The sequence below is a fragment of the Acidovorax sp. CF316 genome (assembly GCF_000276605.1).
Classification (GTDB): Bacteria; Pseudomonadota; Gammaproteobacteria; order Burkholderiales; family Burkholderiaceae_C; genus Acidovorax.
The window spans coordinates 1-23,656 of the sequence record NZ_AKJX01000153.1; the positions used below are offsets into that span (position 1 = coordinate 1).

The window sequence follows — 23,656 nt, forward strand, 5'->3', positions numbered from 1 at the left end:
CCAGCAGGCAGCCGCTGCCGCCGTCATCGGTGATCTCCAGGCGGAAGTCCACGTCCGCCGAGCCCGGCGTGCCCTCGTCCGCCAGGGACCAGCTGCCATCGGGGTCGACGGCGATCAACAGGGTGCGGCTGGGAATGGCGGCGTGGATGGCAGGCATGCGGGCGGAGGGTACAAAAAGAAAAATGGGGCGGGTTATGGCGCAGTTGGCCGCCATTGTCGCCTGCCTGCCGGCGGACAATGCGGTCCTAGCCTTGCTGCTTTTGCTCCTGCCCCTGGCTTTGCGCCTCGCGGATCCCCTGCACGATGGCTTCCACATACGGGTCGTGCAGCCCGCGCTCGCGCAGCGCCTGGTCCAGCGAAAGCACGTAGTCGATGTTGGGACCGAACACGCCCTTGGCCACCGCCACCAGGCGGGCCACGGTCTCGGCGCAGGCGTCGTGCTCGTGCTGCGGGTGGTCGGGGTTGGCCACGAAGGTGATGGCGGTGACGCTGCGGCCGTCCTCCAGCTGCACGGCCTGCCACTGCGGGTGGTAGCCGCCGCCGGTCATCTCGCGCGTCCAGAGCATGCGCACCTCGTCGCGCGCATCGGCCTCGGGCAGGCGCAGGGCCACGCCCTGTACGGATCCGCCGGGCATGAGCGACAGCACGCGGCCCGGGCGCTCGGGGCTGCCGCGCCCGGAGATGGAGCGCAGGCAAAAACTGCGGTGCCAGCCCGCCAGCGTGGCCGTGTGCTGCTCTTCGAACGGCATCAGCGGGTTCCAGATCAGCGAACCGTAGCCGAACACCCAGGTGGGCCCTTCGGGCCGGCTGTCCCAGGCGTGGGCAAAGGATTCTTCCACCCGCTCGTCGGACCACCCCGGGTGGGCAACCAGATTCATGCGGCGGCGCAAGCTGCCGTTGCGGAGGTTCTCGCGGGTCAGGATGGTCATCTTCAGTCAACAACGACAAAGGTGGTAACCCAAGTTTGCCATGGGACGGGCAGTTGCATGCGGGGGCACCCTGCCAGTCTGCAACCGGCTGCGCCCCTCGGCCTACGTGAATGGCCAGCAGGAGGCCAGCGAGGTGCCTCCACAGCACTTGGCATTGCGCAGGGTGAACAGGGGGCATGGTTCGTTGAGCGGCTCGGTATCTGGCGCCTTCTGCCCGCTTGCCATCAAGGCCTGGTGGGACTGCGCGCAGGCCCCGAACCGCCGGCGCAGCAGCCGCAACCCGACCAGCAGGCCGCAGCGCTGGATGGCTCGCTGCGCAAACTGCGAGCACGATGCATGCCCGGTGCGCGCACGATGGGCGCAGCAAAAGCCCTTGTACGGGGAGACATGGCGCTGGTAGGCACCAATGGCGGCAAGGGCTGCGGAGGCGGCGGGGGTGGCGTTCCGGAACATCAGCAGGGGCTTGCGCTTGAAGGCATGCGGCACATGTTACTGCGCGGGCGCGCCAACCAACAGATACCTTTGGTCACTGGCGCATGCACAGATAATTGCGGGGCGCGCGGGCAGCGCGCCTTGCAGACACCCACGCCCAAGCGGACGCCGACACAGCCCCCCCCCACCATACGCCCCCTCCTATCCATGCCCCAGGCCCTACGCAACACCTTCCTCACGCTGCGCGACCTGATCGTCTCGGCCGGCCCGCTGGCCTTTCTGGCCGTGGGCCTGCTGATCGCCGCCTACTGGTGGCTCAACCCCAACCCGCCCAAGACAGTCACGCTGGCCACCGGCCCGGCGCAGAGCGCGTACGAAGAGTTCGGCAAGCGCTACCAGAAGGCGCTGGCGGTCGATGGCATCGAGGTGGTGCTCAAGCCCAGCGCGGGCTCGTCGCACAATCTGCAGTTGCTGCGCGACGGCGAGGCCGACCTGGCCTTTGTGCAGGGCGGCACGGCCGAGCTGCTGCCCGATGACCCGGACAACCTGGCATCGCTGGGCAGCCTGTTCGTGGAGCCGATCTGGCTGTTCTACCGCGCCGACTCGGCCCTGCGCGTGACGGCCACCGGCCGGCTGGACAGCCTGCGCCAGTTGCGCGGCCTGCGCGTGAACGTGGGGTCCGAAGGCAGCGGCGTGCCGCGCCTGATGGAGCAATTGCTGGAGGCCAACCGCGTGGAGCCCAAACAGGTGCGCCTGTCGCAGCTGGAGCAGACGCCCGCCACCGTGGCGTTTCTCGACGGCAAGCTCGATGCGCTGGTGTTCGCCTCAGCCCCCGAGTCGCTGATGGTGCAGATGCTGCTGCAGACCCCCGGCGTGCACCTGATGGACTTTGCCCAGCACGAGGCCTACGCGCGGCGCTTTCCGTACCTCACGCCGGTGACCCTGCCGCGCGGCGTGGTGGACCTGGCCAGCAACATCCCGCCGCTGGACGCGCGCCTGGTGGCCACCACCACCTCGCTGCTGGCACGCGACGGCACCCACCCTGCCCTGCTCACGCTGTTTGCGCAGAACGCGCAGAAGCTGCATGGCGGCGCCAGCTGGTTCAACCGCGCCCGCGAGTTCCCCAGCACCCGCCACAGCGAGCTGCCCATTGCCAAGGAGGGCGAACGCGCCATCAACGAGCCCGTGCCGATGATGCAGCGCTACCTGCCCTTCTGGATCGCCAACCTCATCGACCGCATGTGGCTTGTGATGGGCCTGCTGATCGCCGTGCTGCTGCCCCTGTCACGCATCGTGCCGCCGCTCTACCAGTTCCGCGTGCGCTCGCGCGTGTTCCGCTGGTACGGCCGCCTGCGCGAGATCGAGGACACGCTGGAAACCAACCCTGCCGGCCACCCCGAGATGCTCAAGGCCCTGGATGCGCTGGAGGCGCAGGTGGAAAAGATCAGCGTGCCGCTGTCGTATGCGGATGAGCTGTATGCCCTGCGCAACCATATTCAGATGGTGCGCAGGAAATTGCTCAGGGTGCAAGCGGGGGGTGGGGTGGAGGAAGGGCCTGCGGCGCAATCTGCGGGAACAAGCAACACCAATGTGCTGACAACGGAGCCCACGCAGCCCCTCTGACAAAGATGCCCCCACCGGGCTTTTGCCAAGCAAGTCAATTTAGCGGCCAGAAGGAGGTGAAGGCGGCTTTCGGGACAGCACGAATGACAGCAGGACCAAGCCTGCGCCAACAGCCCCTACGAGGTATTTACCGCCCCATGCCTCGAACTGGCTGATCAGCCAATATGCCATGGATGGCATTGCTGATTTCGCGCTGCCACCGTGCACGGGAAACCCCTCCGGTACGCCCATGGCCATTGCGATTAAAGCTGCACCGAAAAAGAAAAAGAGGCCTCTCATCGTCGAAGCCATCGCGTCAAAGCCATCGTGTTCCTCCTCGCCGGTTGTCTCGCACGTCGTTCAAGTTGCTGCAAGGGTCGACGTTTGGATCAAACAGAGGCCGGCATGGGTTACCGCGCCCAGCAGCTGCTTCGGCCATGTGAAGCGGGCCGCGAAAATTAGGCCCCACTTTCTGCGATAAATCCCGTCGCCTTCACGTTTCAACCAACGTAACAGAATTGCATTGGATGGAGCAGCCTTGTGGTCAGTATGACTTTCCGAAGATGGCCGTACCGTCGAGCAAAGCCTTCTCCACTTCTGCTTCCATCCGCGCTAGATCTTCCTCAGATGGCAATGGCGCTGCGGGCCACATCTGCTCTATCGCCCTCCAAAACGATTCGATGGAACGGGCGAAGTCATGAAGCTTCCGCTGCTCAAGAACGAATCCCGCCAGGGATGGGTGGTAGCCGCGGTGAACACCCGCTGGCCAAAACTGAGGATGCGACAGCTGAAGTTTGTCCATCGTGGAGCCTGGGCCGTGCCGGCAAACATTCCCGAGCTTGTTCAGTAGGTCTAGCTCATCGAAGCCAGGTAAGTCATTGACCACCACTCCGTGAAGACGATTAAATGCTGCGGTCACGGTAGGCCAAGGGAGGGCCTTGGAGTCCGCCTCCGCTTTTGGATCGGGAAGATCTTGAGCAAACGCATCGACGTAGCCGCGAAAGCCCCGTTCCCATGACGCCTGAATTGACAGGCAGAAAGCGACAGACATGTCGGTCAGCATTTGTTCAGTGACCACCCTTCCCAACGCCCCGAGCATCACTGTTCGCGCATTCCCGGATGTTGTGTCAGCTTTGAAGCTGGCCAACTCCTCCTTGACAGAGAGGAAGGCGGGATCCACTACGTGCTTTAGGAATCGCTGTGCCAGTTGGTAATTGACCGCTGGCATGAATCTCGCCCGCGAGTAGCCACTCGGAAACACGCTCATAGAGACTCCTAAAACAACCCGGCCGGCTCGGCCTGGCGGTCCCAACTGTAAATGACCAGCTCGCCCCGCTCCACCCGGTTGGCACCGCCGCCCACGGTGTAGTTGATGCGTAGCTCCTCCATGTCGAAGGCAGCGAAGCACTGGCGGATGGCTGGGTGGTCGTTGATGCTGATCACGGCCCTGCCCTTGATGGTCTTGAGCTTGGCCGCCATCAGCTCGTACTGGGCCCAGGGGAATGGGAAGCCATAGCCCTCGGTCTCCCAGTACGGCGGGTCCAGATAGAAAGGGGTATAGAAAGGGGTATAGGGGTCAGGTCTTGTCTTTTGCTTTACTCCGGTCGCAGCTCCCTCGCAGACCCCGGCATCAAATCCCGCTGCGCCGACACGATACGGCTGACACGCGAGACCGACAAGCCCAACTGGCGCGCGATCTGCGACAGGCTGATTTGCGATGCATAGTGCGCCTGCACCAAAGCCTGGTCGCGCGTGGGGCACAAGGCCAGCCAGTCTTGCAGGCTCTTGGGGCTGGCGCGCTGTGTGTTTGGAATCTCTTTGGCGCTAACGGTACGGTCGCTGGCAAGCGCCTGCATGCGCAGTACAAAGTCATCATCGCCCAGGTACATCTGCTGGCGCAGGCCCTGGGCCCATAGCTGAACCCCTTGCCCCGCTTGCACCAGCGCGGCATAGGCCTGCGCGGCCTGGGCACATGCCCTCTCATCCTTTGGATCACGCCCCAGCAAATAGCCCCAGACGGCTTGCACATCCAGCCATTCAGGGGCCGTGTTCTGGCCCGTTAGCGCGTGGTAACTGCACCAAGGCCATTGGGCCGGGTGCTCCACCAAACTCGCGCGCACCCGGTTCAGCTCAACATAGCGGCAAACTTCCAAAAGGTAGGCATCTCGGTCCACCAAAATGGCCTTGTACCGCCCCTGAAAGAGATGCCCCACTTTGCCGTGCCGCCGATTGAAGCGCTGGGTATAAACACCGTTGATGTGGCGCATCAAGAGCGACAAGTTGGGCTGCCGGGTGTGCAACACAAAGTGGTAGTGGTTATCCATCAAACACCACGCCAAGGCACAGGCATCAAACCGATGCAGCGCTTGACCCAGAACGATCAGCAGGTCTTCGCGATCATCATCGCCCAGTACGATGGGCTCACGCCTGTCACCCCGCGAGGTCACGTGGTAGATGGCACCTGGAAACTCGATTCGCAGCGGTCTTGCCATTTTCAGAACCTCCGCAAACTGACGGCTCGGTTTGGTGATGGATGGAGAAGAGTTTCTATGGCTTGGGGCAAAAGGCAAGACCTGACCCCATCATCCGCAGATGGTACGCAGGAAGTTGATGCGGTTGCAGACGGGGTGTGACGTGCTCAAGGCCGACAAGTGCTTGTCCCCTCGCGCGGAAGGAACGGAGGAACCCCTATAAATACCGGCAATGTTAGAAATGCGGCTAAATAACTCCCCGATTCAATCTATCAGATGACGGATTTTTAACCACAAGTAAATACTTTTAATTAAATAAAGGCTAAATCTTATCTAACTTTCTTTGAAAATTCGCTAGGCAGTGTTTATTGACTGACTCAGCCCTACGAACTTTGACGCCATTTTTTCATCTTTTGGCAACCCCAACTCCCCTCGGGTATATGCAGCAATTAGACGAATGCATGCCAAGCCGCTCCCCTCCACTGCAGCTTTTTTATACCAGATCCGCGCCAACAACAAGCTTCTACCGATGATTAAACCTTCTTCATACCACAGACCTAGCAAGTAAGCACCATACGCCTCACCAGATTTATATGCAAGGGTAGCATACTCTACGGCCTTCCCTCCATCAAATCCAAAAGGAACAGCAGTAGCATATTGAAGTGCCAAATTACATGCTGCAATTCCATACCCCCCCCATGATGCTCGGACGGCTAGATCCAAGGCCAATCTCAAATCAATGACCGTGGCATAACCATATTCATAACAGTATGAAAGTTCAGCTAACCCAGGAGGAAAATCAGAATCGGCTGCAATTTTCGCATACCTCAATGCAAGGGGGTAGTTTTGATGATTACTTGATCCGCGAAAGATAGCGGAACAAACAGTCGCAGCGTAGGCGTCGCCTTTCTCAGCAGCAACTTCAAACTCGCTGAGCAAAGCCGGATCAAAATCCGGCCACAAAGAAACCAAATTCTGCCCGGAAATTTGCAGCGCAGTCAACATTCCATTGACGCGCAACAAATATCGATGCAACGGACTTAAAATGTTATCACTCATTAATTTTTATTTTGAATAATAATCATCAATTATATCCCGAGAAGGCTCCGATGGAGCAGAAGGCTCAACATAAGGGCCACAGTCTGCGATATACGCCCTTCGCATCAACTGATAGCCAGCCCATGCCTGCGCTTTTGCCACCGCCGGAAAATCCGGCCTTGAAAGCATTCTAATATACGTATAATAATATTGATCCAATATTTTCTTAAAATTTTCGCAATTGCAGCCACCCCCACCGCCACCGCCAAAAGTTGGGTCATTCGCCGCTGCACCACCCCACAACCCACCCACTGGTGGCCTCGGTTTCGGTATGGGTTGAAGTCCTGTTGGATCAACTTGACTCAGCGCGTTTCCCTCCACATACCCAAACCGATTGAACCCACCATCCAGCCCAATCGGATCGGCCTGCGTATACCTCCCCCGCTCCGCACTGTAGCTGCGGAAGTAGTTGTAGTGCAGGTTGCTCTCTTTGTCGTAGTACTGCCCCGGGTAGCGCAGGTTGAAGGTCACCTCGGGGATGGTGGTGGTGCCCGTGGTAGGGGTCGTCGTTTCGTTGGTGAAGCGCTTCGATCCCAGGGTGGGCTGTTCGTCGCCGAAGGCGCTGTACGCCCATTGCCAGGCCACCTGGCCGTCGGGCTGGGTGAGCTTGCGCGGGGTGTTCAGGTGGTCGCTGTGTACGGCATACGCCACCCCATTGATGATGGCGGCAATGGGCATGGGGCCGTTGGCCGTGGGCAGGTAGATGTACTGGGTGGTGCCGCTGCTGTTGCTGCCGCCCATGCCGTATTCGCCCAGCAGGGTGCCGTCCTGGCCGTAGACGTATGCGAAGCCGAGCTTTTGCGCGTCGCTGCTGCCGGGGCTCCACAGGCGGGTGAAGAATTCGTAGGCGGTCTGGATGAAGCCTTTGTCTTGTTCCTTCTCCGCTTCTTCCTGGTCTTCGGGGTCGGCCAGCAGGTTGTTGAGGTTCTTGCTGCTGGTGGTTGAACCTGATCCTGATCCGCTGGCAAACAGCGGTTCGGTCTTGAACACCCGTTGACCCAAGGCGTTGTGGGCGTACTGGGTGCTGGGGGCGTCCACGCCCGTGCCGGTGGTGACTTTTTCCAGGCGTTCCTGGCTGTCGTAGTGGAAGGTTCGCAGGCCATCGTTCAGGAGATCGCCAGCGGCGTTGTACTGGTAGGTGACGCTGGTGTTGGCGTTGCCGCCGGTGCCTGTCTTGGTCTGGCTGAATCCGGTCTGGCGGTTGGCGGTGAGGGCGTAGGTGCGGTTGGTCGTGGTACCTGCGCTCTGTTGGCTGCTGGTGGTGCAGCGCCTGGTACCAGGCGCCCCGCCACCACCTCCTGCACCACCGCCCGCAGATGCTCCACTGCGGGGTTGGCAAGGCCCACGCTGTCGCGGTGCAGTGACACGCCCACGGACGGCAGCGCAGGCAGGCCCAGTGGCTTGCCCACTGCGGCCAGCCCGGCAGGAATCTGCGCCGTGGCCCGGGGCGCCACGCCCAGGCCGGCCTGGGCGGCGGCCCAGATGGCCGAGACGCTGGCGCTGGTGAGCACCACGTGCCAGGGCCGGCCCGTGCGCTCCAGCGCGGCGATGGCGGCCTGGCGAAAGCTGCAGGGCTGCTCCAGCAGCAGCAGGGGCACGGATGTGCGGGGCAGCAGCGGCAGGTCCGGCCGCGCAATCCACTCTGTGGGCAGGCGGGCAATGGTTTGACCACCGGCCTGCGCGCCACGCTGGGCGCTGGGGGACTCGCCAAACGCCAGCACCAGGTCCACCTCGCCGGCCTGCAGTTGCGCCAACAGCGCGCTGCTGCGGTCCACGCGGATGTCGATGCGCACGGCGGGGTGCGCACGCGCAAAGCGGGCCAGCGTGGCGGGCAGCCAGCCGTCGGCAAAGTCCTGCGGCATGCCAAAGCGCACGCTGCCCTGCATGCGCGCGCCCTGCAGCGAGAGCACGGCCTCGTCGTTGAGCGCAATCATTCGCAGCGCATGGCCCAGCAGCAGCTCGCCCGCCTCGGTCAGCGCTTGCTGGCGGCCCTGCTTGCGGAACAGGGGCGTGCCCACGCGCTCTTCCAGCGCCTTGATCTGCAGGCTCACCGCGCCGGGCGTGCGGTGCAGGCGTTCGGCGGCCTTGCCGAAGCCGCCGAGTTCGACGGCGGTGACCAGGGTTTGCAGGGAGGGCAGGTCGAGCAGCATGGCCAATAGGTTAGCCGCTTTAAACGTTTCAATCAAAACAATTCGATTGTTTAAAGCAACGGTAGTTTCTACAGTGCATGCACCTCCACCCTGCTCTACCCCTGAAGGACACCTGACATGCTGGCCATGCAATACGGATTCGACCTGCCCGATGACTTCGACATGCACACCCTGCGCCGCCGCATCCCGGAGATCGGCAGCCGCTTCGACGCCCTGCCCGACCTGCACCTCAAGGCCTTTCTGCTGGCCGACCGCACGGCCACGGCGCCCAACCGCTACGCGCCCTTCTACCTGTGGGACGACCCTGCCGGCGCGGCCGGCTTCGTCACCTCGCCCGACTTTGCCGCGGTGCAGGCCCGCTACGGGCGCCCCGTGGTGCATGGCTGGAACCCACTCGCCCACCTGCAGGGCCCGGCGGCCGGCCAGGTGCCGCGCTTTGCCACCCAGTACTTCGAGGACCTGCCCGACACCACGGACCTGGTGCAGCGCGCGGCCGACGAGCGTGGCGCCGCTGCCGAGCTGGCCAGCGCGCCGGGGGTGCACAGCGTGTTCGCGGGCCTGGATGCCCAGGGCTGGCAGGTGAACCGCACGGTGCTGTGGCAGGGCCCACCGCCAGCGGGCACCGCGGGGCGGGTGTTCGAGCTGCTGTACCTGTCGGCACCGCGGGGGGTGCGCAGCAGCGCTGCGGCAGGTGCTTGACAAACCAGGCCCTGGCTTGAGCCCCCAAGGCGCCGGTGCGTGTGCGCCGGGGCACACCCCGGCAACGGTGCTCTGCCTCGGACGGGCCGTGTGCGGTCGCGCATGTAGTATCTTCGACGACCAGCCACTTGCGGTGCCCCTGGCACGCAGGGATATCCGCCATCCAGTGGCCAACCACCACGAAGTCCATTGAGCCCCACCGTACCTCCATCTCTGTCAGACACCGGCCAGCGCAGCGGCGACGGCAGCAACGCGCCCGCCCTGCTCTCGGTGGTCTGCCCGATGTTCAACGAAGAGGCCACGCTGGACCTGTTCTTTGCGCAGCTGTTGCCGGTGCTGGCGCAGACCGGCCTGGCGTTCGAGATCGTGTGCGTGAACGATGGCAGCCGCGACGGCACGCTGGCGCGGCTGCAGGCGCTGGGCGCCACGGTGCCGGGCCTGCGGGTGATCGACCTGTCGCGCAACTTCGGCAAGGAGGCGGCGCTGACCGCAGGCATCGACCATGCGCTGGGCGCGGCGGTGGTGCCCATCGATGCGGACCTGCAGGACCCGCCCGAGCTGATCCTGGAGATGGTGCGGCTGTGGCAGCAGGGCTTTGACGTGGTGCTGGCGCAGCGCACGGACCGCAGCGCCGACCGCGTGCTCAAGCGCAAGACCTCGGAGTGGTTCTACCGCCTGCACAACCGGATTTCCGACTCGCCGATACCGCCCAACGTGGGCGATTTCCGGCTGATGGACCGCCAGGTGGTGGATGCGCTCAAGCGCCTGCCCGAGCGGCGCCGCTTCATGAAAGGCCTGTTCGCCTGGGTGGGTTTTCGCCAGGCGACGATTCCCTACACCCGGCCGGCACGTTCGGCCGGGGACACCAAATTCTCGGGCTGGGGCCTGTGGAACCTGGCGGTGGAGGGGCTGACCTCGTTTTCCACCGTGCCGCTGCGCATCTGGACCTACCTGGGCCTGGTCGTCGCGCTGCTGGCCTTCGGCTATGGCTTGTTCATCGTGGGCCAGGTGCTGCTGTTCGGGCGCGATGCGCCGGGCTATGCCTCGCTGATCACGGTGGTGCTGTTCCTGGGCGGGCTGCAGCTCATCGGGCTGGGCGTGCTGGGCGAGTACCTGGGCCGGGTGTACATGGAGTCCAAGGGGCGTCCCGTCTACATCGTGCGCGAGGCGGCCGAGGGCGATGCCCCGCCCCAGCGCGATGCCCGCTGAGCGGCGCCATGCCCTGTTTCCGTCTTTTTTCATGAACACTTCTCGGTCCCTGATCGGATTCGCGCTGATCGGCGTGCTGTCCACCCTCACGCACGTGTGCGTTGCCACCCTGTGCATCGAGCTGCTGGGCGCGCGGCCGCCCGTGGCCAATGTGGTGGCGTTCACCGTGGCCACCATGTTCTCGTACACCGCCAACACGCTGCTGAGCTTTGGCCAGCGCTTGAGCGCGGCCACCGCCTGGCGCTTCGGCCTGGTGGCGGGCGCGGGCGGCGTGGTCAGCACCTGCATCACCTGGGTGGTGGAGCAGGCCGGCGGCCACTATGCGCTGGGCATCGCCCTGGTGGTGACGGTGATCCCGGCCTTCAGCTACCTGGGCCACCGGTTCTTCACCTACCGCGTGCGCTAGTCCCGTGAGCCGTTTATCGCAAGCATCTGGCTGGCGCCAGAACCTCATCGCCCTGTGCCTGCTGGCACTGCTGGTCTTCGTGCTGCATGGCGCCGCGCTGCAAGGCAACTGGCGCTGGGATGACGGCACGCACCTCTTCAACAGCACGCAGTACACGCCCTGGTCGGTGTTCCTGAACCCCGAGGTGACGCGGGCCGTGTCGGGCAACCAGTTCGCGCCCTGGAACTTGTTCGTCTACCAGGTCAACAGCGCCCTGTTCGGCATGGACCCGCGGGCGTTCTACCTGCACCACCTGCTGTCGCTGGCTGCGGCGGCCTTCGCCCTGTATGTGCTGATGCGCCAGTGGTTGCCGGCGTGGCGGGCGATGCTGGCCGCGGCCCTGCTCGTGGTGGGCGCGCCGGCCTTCCACATGGCACAGCAGTTGATGGTGGGGCACTACCTGGACGGCCTGACCTTCGCCTGCCTGGCCCTGTGGGCCCAGTTGCGCGCGGTGGAGCGCAGGCAATGGCGCTGGGCCTGGCTGGCGGCCGTGCTGTACCTGCTGTCCACGCTGTGCAAGGAGGTCTATGTGCCGTGGATCGCGATGGCGCTGTTCATGCCCCTGGGCGCCGCAGTGGCCCCCATGCCGTGGCTGCACCGCTGGCGCTACGCCCTGCCGGCCCTGGCGGTCGCGCTGGGCTACGCCGCGGTGCGCGTGCTGGTGTTTTCCGGGGCGGGCGGGTACCACCCCAGCACGCTGACAGGCTGGCACGACGTGCCCGGTGTGCTGGGTGCGGTGGCCCTGATGCTGACCCATGGGCTGGTGGGCGCGGGCGCCCTGGGGCTGCTGGCCACGGCCCTGGGCCTGGCATGCATCGGGGTGAGCCTGGCCATGCAACCGCCGCAAGCGCGCCTGAGGGCGGTGGCGGCTTTGGGCGCGGCCATCACGGTGGTGGTCTTTCCGCTGCTGTTCGTGGCGCGCCCGGGCCTGGAGTGGCAGCTCCACGCCCGGCTGCTGTGGGTGCCGTGGGTGGCGCTGTGCGTGCTGTGGTGCCTGCCCTGGCCGCCGCGGCTGGTGCGCTTGCATGCGCTGGCGCTGCTGGTTTTTGGGGTGGCGGCGGGCCAGCAGGCCTGGGTGCAGCGCCAGCATGACCGCCCCATCGAGGCCATGTTCGATGCGCATTACGGCTTTGCCCTGCAGCCACCACCCGGCCAGGTGCTGCTCCCCATCCAGTTCAACACGCCCGGCTATGTGGCCGCGGTGGCGATGAGCGCCCATGCCGCGCGCCAGCGCATGGAGCCCGGGCTGGCGCATGCCCAGCCCGCGCTGCTGCGCCAGTGGCCGGTGGATGCGGGCGAGCGCGCGCGCATCCGCGTCTGGCAGGACAGCTGCCAGTGCCTTGCGCCCCTGGACACGCTGGCGCCCGCACTGCAGCAGGCGGCACTGCAGGCGCAGCTGGACAACCAGGCCTTTGCGGCACCGCTGCGCCAGCCCCTGCCCTACATCGCCAACGCCTGGGGCGGCGCCATCGACGCCATCACCACCCAAGACGGCGTGGTGCAAGTGCGGGGCTGGACGCCGACGCTGGGCGCCGGCAGAAAAATGTTCCTGACCGGGTTCACCGGCGTACCGCCCGTGACCATCGAGAACGTGCAGCGGCCCGACGTGGCCAGCGCGCACGGCCGCCCCGACATGCTGGATTCGGGATTCCGCGCCACGCTGCGCTTTGCCAGCCCAGAGGCCGCGCAGGCCGCCGCCGCCAGCCTGTGCGCGGTGGTTGCCGGCCAGTTGCCGGGGCAGGAGCACCAGTTCCTGATGCTGCCCATCGAAGGCGGCACACGCTGCCAGAACGCGCTGATGCCGCCCAGGACGCGCCCCCTGTGACACAGCAGCGCATGAGCCCCCCCGCCAAACCCGCCTGGGCGGCCGATCTGGCCGTGCTGGGCGCGCTGTGCCTGCTGGCGTTTGCCGTGCACGGCAGCGCCCTGCAGGGCTCCTGGCGCTGGGACGACGGCCAGCACCTGTTCTACCTGGGCCTGTACAGCCCCTGGTCGGTGTTCCTGGACCCGCAGGTGACGCGCGCCGTCTCGGGGAACCAGTTCGCGCCCTGGAATCTGTTCATCTACCAGGTCAACCACGCCCTCTTCGGCCTCAAGCCCCTGCCCTACTACGTGCATCACCTGCTGTCACTGGCGGGTGCCGCGGGCGCGCTGTATTTGCTGCTGCGCCATTGGCTCGGGCGCTGGCAGGCGCTGCTGCCCGCGGCGCTGCTGCTGGTGGGTGCCCCGGCCGTGCACATGGCCCAGCAGCTGATGTCCGGACACTACGTGAACGGCATGCTCTTCGCCTGCCTGGGCCTGTGGGCCTATGTGCATGCGGTGCAGAAGGCGCAATGGCGCTGGGCGGTGCTGGCCGCGGGCTTCTACCTGCTGTCCACCCTGTGCAAGGAGGTCTACGTCCCCTGGATCGCCCTGTATTTGCTGCTGCCGCTGCCTGCGGGCACGCCCCGGGGCATGGCGCGCTGGCGCCTTGCGGCCCCCGCCCTGGCCGTGGCGCTGGGGTACGCGGTGCTGCGCATCGCCGTGTTTGCGGGCGTGGGCGGGTACCACCAGTCCGCCCTGGATGGCTGGCGCGCCTTTCTGGGCTTTGGCGCCACCCTGGCGCGCGTGCTGACCGATGGCCTGCTGGGCGCCAACCTGCTGGGCGTGGTGGCGGGCGTGCTGTGCCTGGCCTGCGCCGGGGCGGGCGTGCTGGCACAGCCCGCCCCGGCGCGCCCCCGCATGCTGGTGGGGCTGGGGGCTGTGGCCGTGGTCGTGGTCTTTCCGCTGCTGTTCGCGGTGCAGGCCTATGCGGACTGGATGGCCTACACGCGCTTTCTCTGGGTTCCCTGGGCCGCCGTGTGCGTGCTGTGGTCGCTGAAATGGCCCGCGCGCCTGGCGCGCTGGAAGCTGGCCGCCCTGCTCGTCTTCGTGGCGGCGGTGGCGCAACAGTCGCTGGCCCAGCGCGCGCACGACCGGCCCATCGACGCCATGTTCGAGGCGCACTACGCCTTTGCGATGCAGCCGCCTGCGGGGCAGATCCTGGCGCCGTTCGAGTTCTTCTCGCCCATCTCCATGACCTCGATGATCATGAACGCGCATGCGGCGCAGGGGGTGCTCGAACCGGGCCAGCCCCATGCCCGCCCGGCCCTGCTGCGCACGCCCCCGACCGATGCCGCCGAGCGCGCGCGCATCCGGGTGTGGAGCGAGGCGTGCCTGTGCCTGGTGCCTCTCGACAGCCAGCCGCCAGACAAGCAGGACGACGCCATCCGGTCCCAGCTGTCCAATGCCGGGGCCGTGCTGTCGCTGGGCAAGACCCTGCCGCGCGTGGCCCATGGGTATGCAGGCTCCATCGACGCAATGACCGTCGCGGGCCGCCAGCTGCACCTGTCCGGCTGGACGCCGACCATCGGCCCCGGCCGCAAGCTGGTGATCACGGGCCTGCCCCCCGAGGCCCAGGCCCGCCTGGAAGAACTGGTCAGCACCGAGCGCCCCGACATCGTGCAGGCCTACCAGCGGCCCGACATGCTGCACGCGGGCTTTCGCGCCACGCTGGGCTTTGCCGACGAAGCCAGCGCCCAGGCGGCCAGCCAGGCGCTGTGTGCCCTGGTCACCGGCCACCTGCCGGGCCAGGAGCACCAGTTCTTGCTGCTGCCCGTGCAGGGCCACAAGCGCTGCGATCGGGTGCTGATACCCCCACCCACCCGTTGATGCTGGGTGGTGGGGCTGGAGCAGCAGCCCGTGCGCCCCGGTACGCCTCAGCGCAAGCCCGCAGCACTGCCTTGGTGTGTGTTCTGCCCTGGGCGGCCGAGGCACGCTGCCAGGACATGGGTGCCGCTCAGCGCCCCTTGGAAGACGACGGCTTGCCCGACAGCGGTGCCTGCTTGCTGCTGGGCGCGCTGCCAAGCTTGCCGCGCGAGGTCTCCAGCGGTGCAGGCAGGCTGCCGCGGGTGGTGGCGATGCCACCTGCCCGCGTGGGGGCCGGCACCGGTGGGCGCACCTTGGGGGCGGGCACCACGCGCAGGGAGCCTTCGTCGGCCAGCTTGTCGCGCATGCGGCGCGTCATGGACTGGGTGCTGTTGTCCGGCGCGGTGAACAGGAACAGCGTGCCGTGCGGGCTGGTCCAGGTGAGCTGGGTGCGCACGGCGCGGCCGTTGGTGATGAGCTCGACCCAGGCGCCGACGACGAATTCGGCATAGGGCTCGGCAGGGGCGGCTGCAAGCGCCGCAGCCGGTACCGGGGCAGCGCTGTCCACCGGGGCCTGGGCGCTGTCGTCGTAACCAGCGACCGCTGCCACGGAGTCCATGGGGTCGCGCGAGTCCGGCGCACGGGAAGCATCCTCGGGATCGAGGGTGATCTTGGCGAAGTTGGCGCGCTCGAAGGCATCCTGGTGCAGGCCCACCAGGCGCTCCAGGAAGGCGCTGGTCTTGGCGGCCGGGTGGTCGATGGTCTGCAGGCCTTCGCGCAGCTTGACGAGCAGGCCGGGGATGGCTTCGGACAGGCGGTCGGGTTCGGTGCGGGTGAGCTCGGGCTGGGCGCTCCACAGCAGCACGGGCACCAGGGCCAGGTAGCCGCCGGGGTCGTCCTCGCCGCCATCGGCCTGCGAGACCTGGGCCAGGGCCACCACCTCGGCCCAGGGGCCGGCGGCGAAGTCGAGCACGTCGGCCGGCACGCGCTCCAGGTCGGGCAGCTTCCTGATGTCGGCGGCGATCTTGCCGGCCAGCATCTCGCGCTGCTCGGCCAGCAGCGCGGCCTTGTCCTTTTCGGCCTGGCGGGCCTTGGCTTTTTGCACCTGCGAGTTCCAGGCGGCCTGCAGGGCCTTGAGCACGGTCTCGAACGGGGTGGCGTCCTTGATCTCGATGCCGGCCAGGTAGCCCACGGATTCGTTGAGCAGGCGGATGAAGCGGGCGAAGCCGGGGGCCTTCTCGTCGGGGAAGGCCAGGCTGCGCTGGGTCATCTCGTCGAGCAGCACGCGTGCCGGGTGGCCGGGCTCGGTGAAGAAGGTCTGGTCACGGCGCACCAGGTGCTTGAGCGCGGGTTCCAGGTTCTGCACGGCGCGCTGCACCGAGGGCAGCAGGCGCGAATCGCGCGCGATGTTCTCCATCATGCGGCCCACCACTTCGGCGGCCATGGCCGGCGGGTCGTGCGGGGCCACCGCGGGCACGGTGTATATCTGCTGGTAGGGCATGCCCGGCACCGTGTACAGGTGCTGGGGTGCCGTGCCTGGCGTGGTGGGGGCCCAGCCGCCCTGGGGCACCTGGTGACCCGGCACCATGACCTGGGGTGCCTGGTGCCCAGGCACCATGACCTGGGGCATGGCCGGGGCCTGCTGCCCACCGGCCAGGCGGACGACCAGGCGTTCGAGCTGGGCCATGTCGTCGATGGCCTCGGCTGCCGCTGCGGCCGCGGAGTTGCTGTAGCCACTGCTGCCGCCCAGGCCCGAATGCATGCTGGCGGGCTGCGAGGGGACCCCGCCACCCATGCCCGGGCCACCATAGGAGCGCGGGTCGAACGGATCGCCGCCGGCCAGCATCTGGCGCAGGATGCCCACGGTGAGCAGCGCCTCTTCGGCGGCCGCGGCCTGCGGCGACATCATGGGCACCTGGGCATCGCCGTTCCAGTTGTTGCCGGGGTCGCCGCTCCAATTGTTGTTGCCACCACCGCCGCCATAACCGCCGCGGCCGTAGCCGGTGTTGCCATAGCCGGTATTGCCGTAGCCCGGGCTGCCAAAGCCGCTGGGGCCGGCCATGGGGCCGCCATGGCTGTGGCCCACGTAGCCACCGCCGTAGCCGGCGCTGCCGGAATTGCCACCGCCGCCCTGCAGGCCGCCGTAGCCGGTGCGGGCGCCCGGCGCGCCGACGACGGCGTAGCCCACGGGCTCCACGCCGTTGTCGCGCAGGCTTTTGACCATGCCCTTGTATTCGTCGACCAGCAGCTTGCCCAGCAGGTCGCGCATGTGCTGCATCCACAGCCCGCGCACCTCGGCGTTCACGCCGGTCTCGCCCACCACCTGCTGCAGGGCACGGATGTAGCTTTCGGGCCGCAGCGGGTTGCGCTCGGGCTGCACGCTGCGCAGGCCCTGGGCCGAGCTGACCAGGGTGTTGAGCTCGGCCAGCACCGCCTCGGTGGCGTGCGCGGCCAGTTGCTGGGCACGGGCCAGCTCCACCTGGTTCTGCACCTCGCTCTCGTCCAGGAGCGACAGCTCGCCAAAGTCCATGCCCATGTCATCGGCAGCCCGGGGCTTGCTGCCCGGGGCCGCGGCCGGGCCTTCGGCAAAGATCTCCAGCAGGGCCATGGAGTAGCCCTTGATCAGGGTCGCCTCGTGCTGGCCCAGCAGGCGCAGGCTGTCACTGGCCAGGTTGCGTTGCTGGATGTTGCGGACCGTGCTTTCTTCGGCAGTCAGCGCGCTGCGGGTGACCGCCACCAGCTTTTCCATGAGCACTTCGCCGCCACGCACCGCGTTGACCACGCAGGCACGGAAAACGGATCTCGAACGGGACGCTGGCTGGGACATGGTGGGCGGAAAAAGGCGAAATAGGAAAATTCGAAAAAATCGTTTCCAGCTGCAATCCTACTTGACCTCGGGGCCCCGTGCATAAATCCTTGCCGGCCGGTGGGAACACGGCCACGAACGGACTGCCAGCACCCATGCGCAGGCGCATGGTTCGGGATGCCAGACCCCAGCCACAGCCCTGAAACGCCATGGACCACGCTACCGGTCGTTCGATCTTACAGTGAATGTTCCATGCACAATCGCTGGACTGAGAGACCCCCCCGCTTTCACACAGCGGGGAGCCATTCGGCGGAAATGCCCCAGGTCCATGCGCTGGACAGCGCGTGCCGCCATGGCGCAGTGGCGTGGTGCGGGTGCAACGCGCAAACGACACCGCCAGCTTAACCCCTGCGCACTGCTGGCTCTGCCGGCCGCGCTTTTGCCTTGCCTATGAATTCATCCTTGCGGACTTCGCAGAACAGCCCACCGTCCTGGCGCGGGCATCTCCTGGCACTGGCGCTATTGTGCCTGCTGGCCCTGGCACTGCATGGCAGTGCGCTGCAGGGGGGTTGGCGCTGGGACGACGGGCAGAACCTGCTGTATTCAACGCAGTACTCCCCCGGCTCCGTCTTCCTGGACCCGCAGGTGACCCGCTTCGTCTCCTCCAGCCAGATTGCGCCCTGGAACGTCTTCCTCTACCAGGTCAACTCCGCGCTCTTTGGCTTCAACCCCTGGCCTTATTACCTGCACCACCTGATTTCCCTGTCCTGCGCGGCATGGGCCCTGTACCTGCTGCTGTGCCACTGGCTGGGACGCTGGCAGGCATTGTTGCCAGCCGCCCTGCTGCTCCTGGGCGCACCGGCGTTCCAGATGGCGCAGCAGTTGATGGTGGGGCACTACCTGGACGGCCTGGCATTCGCCTGCCTGGCGCTGTGGGCGCAGGTCCACGCGATGCGGTCCCTGCAATGGCGCTGGAGCCTGCTTGCGGCAGGGATGTACCTGCTGTCATGCCTGAGCAAGGAGATCTATGTCCCCTGGATCGCCCTGCTGTTGTTCGTACCACCCCCAGCTGGCTCGCCATCGGCCCTGGCGCGCTGGCGCTATGCGGTGCCGGCCTTGCTGGTGGCCGTCGCCTACGCAGCCTTTCGCATCCATGTGTTCCAGGGCGTCGGAGGGTACACCCGCGTGGCCCTGGACGGCTGGCAAGCCGTTGGCGGCGTGCTGGGCGCCATCGCCCGGACGCTGAGCGAAGGCCTGCTGGGAGCCGGGACCCTGGGCCTGGTGGCCACCGGCCTGTGCCTGGCATGTCTGGGGGCGGGCCTGGCGGCACAACCGGCCAACAGACGCATGCCCCTGGCCCTGGGCGCAGGGGTTGCCGTCGTGGTCGCGGTTTTCCCGCTGCTGTTCGTGGTGGGGCCCGGTTTTGAATGGATGGGCAACGCCCGCATCCTGTGGGTGCCCTGGGTGGCTGCCTGTGTGCTGTGGGCCCTGCCATGGCCCCGGCGCCTGGCAGGCTGGCACAAGGTGGCACTGCTCGTGTTCGTGGCGGCGGCGGGCCAGCAGGCCTGGGTCCAGCGCCAGCACGACCGCCCCATTGCGGCAATGTTCGAGGCCTACTATGGCTTTGCGCTGGCGCCACCACCCGGCCAGATGCTGCTGCAGCCCCAGGCGCAGGCCAACGGCATGATCCTGCAGGCCATGAGCGTGTTCCAGGCGCGCCAGGCCATAGAGCCCCAGGCTGCCCACACCCCGCCCGCGCTGGCATGGCACTACCCGGCCACGGCGCAGGAGCGCAGCCGCATGGTGACCTGGGATGACGGCTGCTCCTGCATGGTGCGATTGGGTGACATGCCGCCTGCGCAGCAAGAGGCCGCCCTTGCGGCCCGCATGCGCAGTGACCTCTTCGTGCTGCCGATGAAGCGGCCCCTGCATTCCCTGGCCCATGCCTTTGGCGGCGCCGTGGACAACGTGAGCGTGCTCGGGAACCAACTGAACGTGGAGGGCTGGACCCCCACCCTGGGGCCCGGGCGCAAACTGGCGTTCGTGGGCTTCGAGCAGATGCCCCAGGCCAGCAGCATGGAGACAGTACAGCGGCCCGACGTGGCCCAGACCTTCGGCCGCCAGGACATGCAGGGATCGGGCTTCCGCGCCACGCTGACCTTCGCCACCGAACAGGCGGCCCAGGCCAGCGCCAAGGAATTCTGCGCCATCACCTTCAGCCAGTTGCCCGGGCAGGAACACCAGATCATGATGCTGAAACTGCCCGACAGCCAACGCTGCGACAGCGCCCTGACACCCAGGCCGACCCGGGTACAGCACACGCCCGGAGTCCCAGCTCAAGACCCGGTCCCTCCGAAGAAGGGGCCATAGCACCAGACCTTAGAAACTGGCGCGACCTGAGCCAGTGCTCCCGCGCAAGGGCCGCCCCGCCGCGCTGGGAGTGTCCCCCTTCCCGAATTGCGCAGCAATTCGGGAAGGGCGAAGGCGCGAAGCGCCTCAGGGGGCTGTACTTACTTCAAAGCCTTGTAGCGCATGCGCTTGGGCTTGGCACCCTCTTCGCCCAGGCGCCTCTTCTTGTCGGCCTCGTACTCCTGGTAGTTGCCGTCGAAGAAGGTCCACTGGCTGTCGCCCTCGCAGGCCAGGATGTGGGTGGCGATGCGGTCCAGGAACCAGCGGTCATGGCTGATGACCATGATGGTGCCGGCGAACTCGAGCAGCGCGTCTTCCAGGGCGCGCAGGGTTTCCACGTCCAGATCGTTCGATGGTTCATCGAGCATCAGCACGTTGCCGCCCGCGATCAGGGTCTTGGCCAGGTGCAGGCGTCCGCGCTCACCGCCCGACAGCATGCCGACCTTCTTTTGCTGGTCGCCGCCGTTGAAGTTGAAGCGGCCGCAGTAGGCGCGGCTGGCCATCTGGAACTTGCCCACGTTCAGGATGTCAAGGCCGCCCGAGACGTCTTCCCACACTGTCTTGTCGTCCGAAAGGTCGTCGCGCGTCTGGTCCACGAAGGCCATTTTCACGGTGGAACCGATCTTGACGGTGCCGCTGTCGGGCTCCTGCTTGCCGGCGATCATGCGGAACAGCGTGGATTTACCGGCGCCGTTGGGGCCGATGATGCCGACGATGGCGCCCGCGGGCACCTTGAAACTCAGGTTGTCGATGAGCACGCGGTCACCGAAGGACTTGGTGACGTTGACGAACTCGATCACTTCATGGCCCAGGCGGTCGGCCACGGGGATGAAGATTTCGTTGGTTTCGTTGCGTTTCTGGTACTCGAAGTCCGACAGCTCCTCGAAGCGGGCCAGGCGGGCCTTGCTCTTGGCCTGGCGGGCCTTGGGGTTCTGGCGCGACCATTCCAGTTCCTTCTTCAGGGCCTTGGCGCGCGATTCTTCGCCCTTTTGCTCCTGCTCCAGGCGGGCCTGCTTCTGGGTCAGCCAGTCGCTGTAGTTGCCCTTGTAGGGAATGCCGGAGCCCCGGTCGAGTTCCAGAATCCACTCGGCCGCGTTGTCCAGGAAGTAGCGATCATGGGTGATGGCCACCACGGTGCCCGAGTAGCGCTGCAGGAATTGCTCCAGCCAGTCCACGGACTCGGCGTCCAAGTGGTTGGTGGGTTCGTCGAGCAGCAGCATGTCGGGCTTGGACAGCAGCAGGCGGCACAGGGCCACGCGGCGCTTTTCACCGCCGGACAGCAGGCCGACCTTGGCGTCCCACGGGGGCAGGCGCAGCGCGTCGGCGGCGATTTCGAGCTGGTGCTCGGAATCGGTGCCGGCCGTGGCGATGATGGCTTCGAGCTCGGCCTGCTCGGCAGCCAGCGCGTCGAAATCGGCGTTTTCTTCACCGTAGGCGGTGTACACCTCTTCCAGGCGGGCCTTGGCGGTCATCACCCGGCCCATGGCGGCTTCCACGCTCTCGCGCACCGTCTGCTCGGGGTCGAGCTGCGGCTCCTGGGGCAGGTAGCCGATGTTCAGGCCGGCCATGGGGATGGCCTCGCCCTCGATTTCCTTGTCCACGCCCGCCATGATCTTGAGCAGGGTGGACTTGCCCGAGCCGTTGGTGCCCAGCACGCCGATCTTGGCGCCCGGGAAGAAGCTCAGGGAGATGTCTTTGAGGATCTGGCGCTTGGGCGGCACGATCTTGCCGACCCGGTTCATGGAAAATACGTATTGAGCCATTTGCTTGAGTCTTGTACCTGCGAAATTTGGGCAGAAGAATTCTGCGTTCAGGGCATGATTATCAGGCCATGCGACAATACGCACCGTGACGGGCTCCAGTTGCCCGCCACATCAGCACACCGCTGGGGACGAAAGAGGCATTTCAGCCTCTGGGCTCCCACCCTTGAACCTCGTCGGCTTGAGACTGGCTCGGCAACCTACCGGTTGTACGACAGGCCGACACCCGGCGCCCCGGACGGGCGCATTCAACGACATGACATTTGACGAACTGAACCTGGCTCCTGCCATCCTGAAGGCCGTGCACGAAACGGGCTACGAAACCCCCACGCCCATTCAGGCCCAGGCCATTCCCGCCGTTCTCGCAGGCCACGACCTGCTGGCCGGCGCACAGACTGGCACCGGCAAGACCGCCGCGTTCACCCTGCCCCTGCTGCACCGCCTCTCGCAAAGTGCAGCGCCCAAGAACAAATTCGGCGGCAAGGGCATCCGTGCCCTGGTGCTGACCCCCACGCGCGAACTCGCCGCCCAGGTGGAAGAGTCCGTACGCGAATACGGCAAATACCTCGATATCAACTCCACCGTCGTCTTCGGCGGCGTGGGCATGAACCCGCAGATCGACCGCATCAAGCGCGGCGTGGACATCCTTGTGGCCACCCCCGGCCGCCTGCTGGACCTGCAGCAGCAGGGCTTCCTGGACCTGTCGACCGTGCAGGTGCTGGTGCTCGACGAAGCCGACCGCATGCTGGACATGGGCTTCATCCACGACGTGAAGAAGGTGCTGGCCCTGGTGCCCCGCGAAAAGCAGAGCCTGCTGTTCTCGGCCACCTTCAGCGACGAGATCCGCGACCTGGCCAACACCCTGCTCAAGAACCCCCAGAGCATCCAGGTCACGCCGAGCAACACCACGGTGCAGCGCATCACCCAGGTGATCCACCCCGTGGGCCGCGGCAAGAAGAAGCAGGTGCTGCTGCACATCATCCAGCAGCACAACTGGAGCCAGGTGCTGGTGTTCACGCGCACCAAGTTCGGCGCCAACAACGTGGCCGAGTTCCTGACCAAGAACGGCGTGAACGCCATGGCGCTGCACGGCAACAAGAGCCAGAGCGCCCGCACGCAGGCCCTGGCCGGCTTCAAGAGCGGTGACATCCGCGCCCTGGTGGCCACCGACATCGCTGCGCGCGGCATCGACATCGACGAGCTGCCGCACGTCGTGAACTACGAAATCCCCAACGTCTCGGAAGACTACGTGCACCGCATCGGCCGCACGGGCCGCGCCGGCAACAGCGGCGAAGCCGTGAGCCTGGTCTGCATGGACGAAGAAGGCTTCATGATGGAGATCGAGCGCTTCACCAAGCAGCAGATCCCCGTGCAGGTCATCGACGGCTTCGGCCCCGAGCCAGGCGAGAAGGCCGAGCCCATCGCCATGGGCCGCCAGACCATCTGGGGCGGCGCAGGCAAGCCCCCGAGCCGTGACGTGATGCAGGCAGCCGCCAAGGCCGCCCGCAGCGAAATGATGGAACGCATCCGCACCAACAAGGCCGGCCAGGGTGCTGGCGGCGGTGGTGGTGGCGGCGACCGCGGTCCCCGCCCTGCCGGCGGTGGCAATGGTGGTGGCGGTGGCGGCCGTGGTGGCCGCGCCGGTGGCGGCGCAGCCGCAGGCGGCGGTGGTGGCGGCAATGGCCCGCGTGGCGCCCGTGCCGGTGGTGGTGGTGGCGGCCAGGGCGGCGGCGCACGTGCCGGTGGCCAGGCCCCTGCACGCGGCCGCTCCGGCGGCGGTGGTGGCGGCGGCGGTTACGAAGGCGGCGGCGGCAGCGGCCGTTACGATGACCAACCACCACGCCCCAATGCCCACCTGGGCACGCATTCGGGCCACAGCAACCCGGGCCATCGCCATTCCGGCAGCGCGGCCGGCGGCCAGCCTGACCCCATGCGCACCAGCGTGGACAGCATGGGCGGCGGCCGCCGTGGCGGGGGGGG

General features: G+C 66.4%; 17 protein-coding genes and 1 pseudogene. 8 read left to right on the plus strand and 10 right to left on the minus strand.

Annotated elements, in window-relative coordinates; translation table 11 throughout:
- Positions 1–245: 245 nt before the first annotated feature.
- Both PMI14_RS18485 and yidD read right to left on the minus strand, forming a co-directional pair.
- A complete protein-coding gene (locus tag PMI14_RS18485) occupies positions 246–929 on the minus strand; it encodes a gamma-glutamylcyclotransferase (RefSeq protein ID WP_007856815.1) in 684 nt (227 codons plus the stop codon).
- A 102-nt stretch (positions 930–1,031) separates the two neighbouring features.
- Complete coding sequence (gene yidD, locus PMI14_RS33625; RefSeq protein WP_146187943.1) at positions 1,032–1,382, minus strand: membrane protein insertion efficiency factor YidD; 351 nt, start codon at positions 1,380–1,382, stop codon at positions 1,032–1,034.
- A 186-nt stretch (positions 1,383–1,568) separates the two neighbouring features.
- On the opposite strand from yidD, the gene PMI14_RS18495 reads away from it, so the two are divergent.
- Positions 1,569–2,984, plus strand: a complete 1,416-nt coding sequence (locus PMI14_RS18495; protein ID WP_007856816.1) for a TAXI family TRAP transporter solute-binding subunit — start codon at positions 1,569–1,571, stop codon at positions 2,982–2,984.
- Positions 2,985–3,507: 523 nt separating this feature from the next.
- On the opposite strand, the gene PMI14_RS18500 is transcribed toward PMI14_RS18495, so the two are convergent.
- The 6 genes and pseudogenes from PMI14_RS18500 to PMI14_RS18520 form a co-directional block, all read right to left on the minus strand.
- Entirely contained in the window at positions 3,508–4,230 is a 723-nt protein-coding gene (locus PMI14_RS18500) for a hypothetical protein (protein WP_035204496.1), read from the minus strand.
- 8 nt (positions 4,231–4,238) lie between these two features.
- Positions 4,239–4,520, minus strand: a pseudogene (locus PMI14_RS18505) (DNA adenine methylase); the annotation flags it as partial.
- 38 nt (positions 4,521–4,558) lie between these two features.
- Positions 4,559–5,455, minus strand: a complete 897-nt coding sequence (locus tag PMI14_RS18510; protein WP_007856818.1) for a transposase — start codon at positions 5,453–5,455, stop codon at positions 4,559–4,561.
- Between the two features lie 333 nt (positions 5,456–5,788).
- Positions 5,789–6,493: a tetratricopeptide repeat protein gene (locus tag PMI14_RS34965; protein WP_007856819.1), complete on the minus strand. Its 705-nt coding sequence runs from the start codon at positions 6,491–6,493 to the stop codon at positions 5,789–5,791.
- A 6-nt stretch (positions 6,494–6,499) separates the two neighbouring features.
- Positions 6,500–7,570 (minus strand): RHS repeat domain-containing protein, encoded by a 1,071-nt coding sequence (locus PMI14_RS18515; protein WP_007856821.1) that lies wholly within the window; start codon positions 7,568–7,570, stop codon positions 6,500–6,502.
- 68 nt (positions 7,571–7,638) lie between these two features.
- A complete protein-coding gene (locus PMI14_RS18520; protein ID WP_007856822.1) occupies positions 7,639–8,682 on the minus strand; it encodes a LysR substrate-binding domain-containing protein in 1,044 nt (347 codons plus the stop codon).
- A gap of 117 nt (positions 8,683–8,799) precedes the next feature.
- Between PMI14_RS18520 and PMI14_RS18525 the strand changes: the two genes are divergently transcribed.
- The 5 genes from PMI14_RS18525 to PMI14_RS18545 all read left to right on the plus strand — a co-directional run bounded on the left by PMI14_RS18525 (position 8,800) and on the right by PMI14_RS18545 (position 14,725).
- Positions 8,800–9,381, plus strand: coding sequence for a DUF4865 family protein (locus PMI14_RS18525; RefSeq protein ID WP_007856823.1), 582 nt, complete (start codon positions 8,800–8,802; stop codon positions 9,379–9,381).
- Positions 9,382–9,642: 261 nt separating this feature from the next.
- Complete coding sequence (locus tag PMI14_RS18530) at positions 9,643–10,590, plus strand: glycosyltransferase family 2 protein (RefSeq protein WP_255344583.1); 948 nt, start codon at positions 9,643–9,645, stop codon at positions 10,588–10,590.
- A 31-nt stretch (positions 10,591–10,621) separates the two neighbouring features.
- Positions 10,622–10,996: a GtrA family protein gene (locus tag PMI14_RS18535; protein ID WP_035204520.1), complete on the plus strand. Its 375-nt coding sequence runs from the start codon at positions 10,622–10,624 to the stop codon at positions 10,994–10,996.
- Positions 10,997–11,000: 4 nt separating this feature from the next.
- Entirely contained in the window at positions 11,001–12,860 is a 1,860-nt protein-coding gene (locus PMI14_RS18540; RefSeq protein ID WP_007856827.1) for a glycosyltransferase family 39 protein, read from the plus strand.
- Positions 12,861–12,871: 11 nt separating this feature from the next.
- Positions 12,872–14,725, plus strand: coding sequence for a hypothetical protein (locus PMI14_RS18545; protein WP_007856828.1), 1,854 nt, complete (start codon positions 12,872–12,874; stop codon positions 14,723–14,725).
- A 127-nt stretch (positions 14,726–14,852) separates the two neighbouring features.
- Here PMI14_RS18545 and PMI14_RS18550 read toward each other — a convergent pair whose 3' ends face one another.
- Positions 14,853–17,528 (minus strand): DUF1631 family protein, encoded by a 2,676-nt coding sequence (locus PMI14_RS18550; RefSeq protein ID WP_007856829.1) that lies wholly within the window; start codon positions 17,526–17,528, stop codon positions 14,853–14,855.
- A gap of 441 nt (positions 17,529–17,969) precedes the next feature.
- Between PMI14_RS18550 and PMI14_RS18555 the strand changes: the two genes are divergently transcribed.
- Entirely contained in the window at positions 17,970–19,877 is a 1,908-nt protein-coding gene (locus PMI14_RS18555; protein WP_238541865.1) for a glycosyltransferase family 39 protein, read from the plus strand.
- A gap of 140 nt (positions 19,878–20,017) precedes the next feature.
- Here the strand turns inward: PMI14_RS18555 and ettA are convergent, their stop codons facing one another.
- Positions 20,018–21,679: an energy-dependent translational throttle protein EttA gene (gene ettA, locus PMI14_RS18560; RefSeq protein WP_035204500.1), complete on the minus strand. Its 1,662-nt coding sequence runs from the start codon at positions 21,677–21,679 to the stop codon at positions 20,018–20,020.
- 253 nt (positions 21,680–21,932) lie between these two features.
- Between ettA and PMI14_RS18565 the strand changes: the two genes are divergently transcribed.
- A partial coding sequence (locus tag PMI14_RS18565) for a DEAD/DEAH box helicase (RefSeq protein WP_007856832.1) occupies positions 21,933–23,656 on the plus strand: 1,724 nt, incomplete at its 3' end.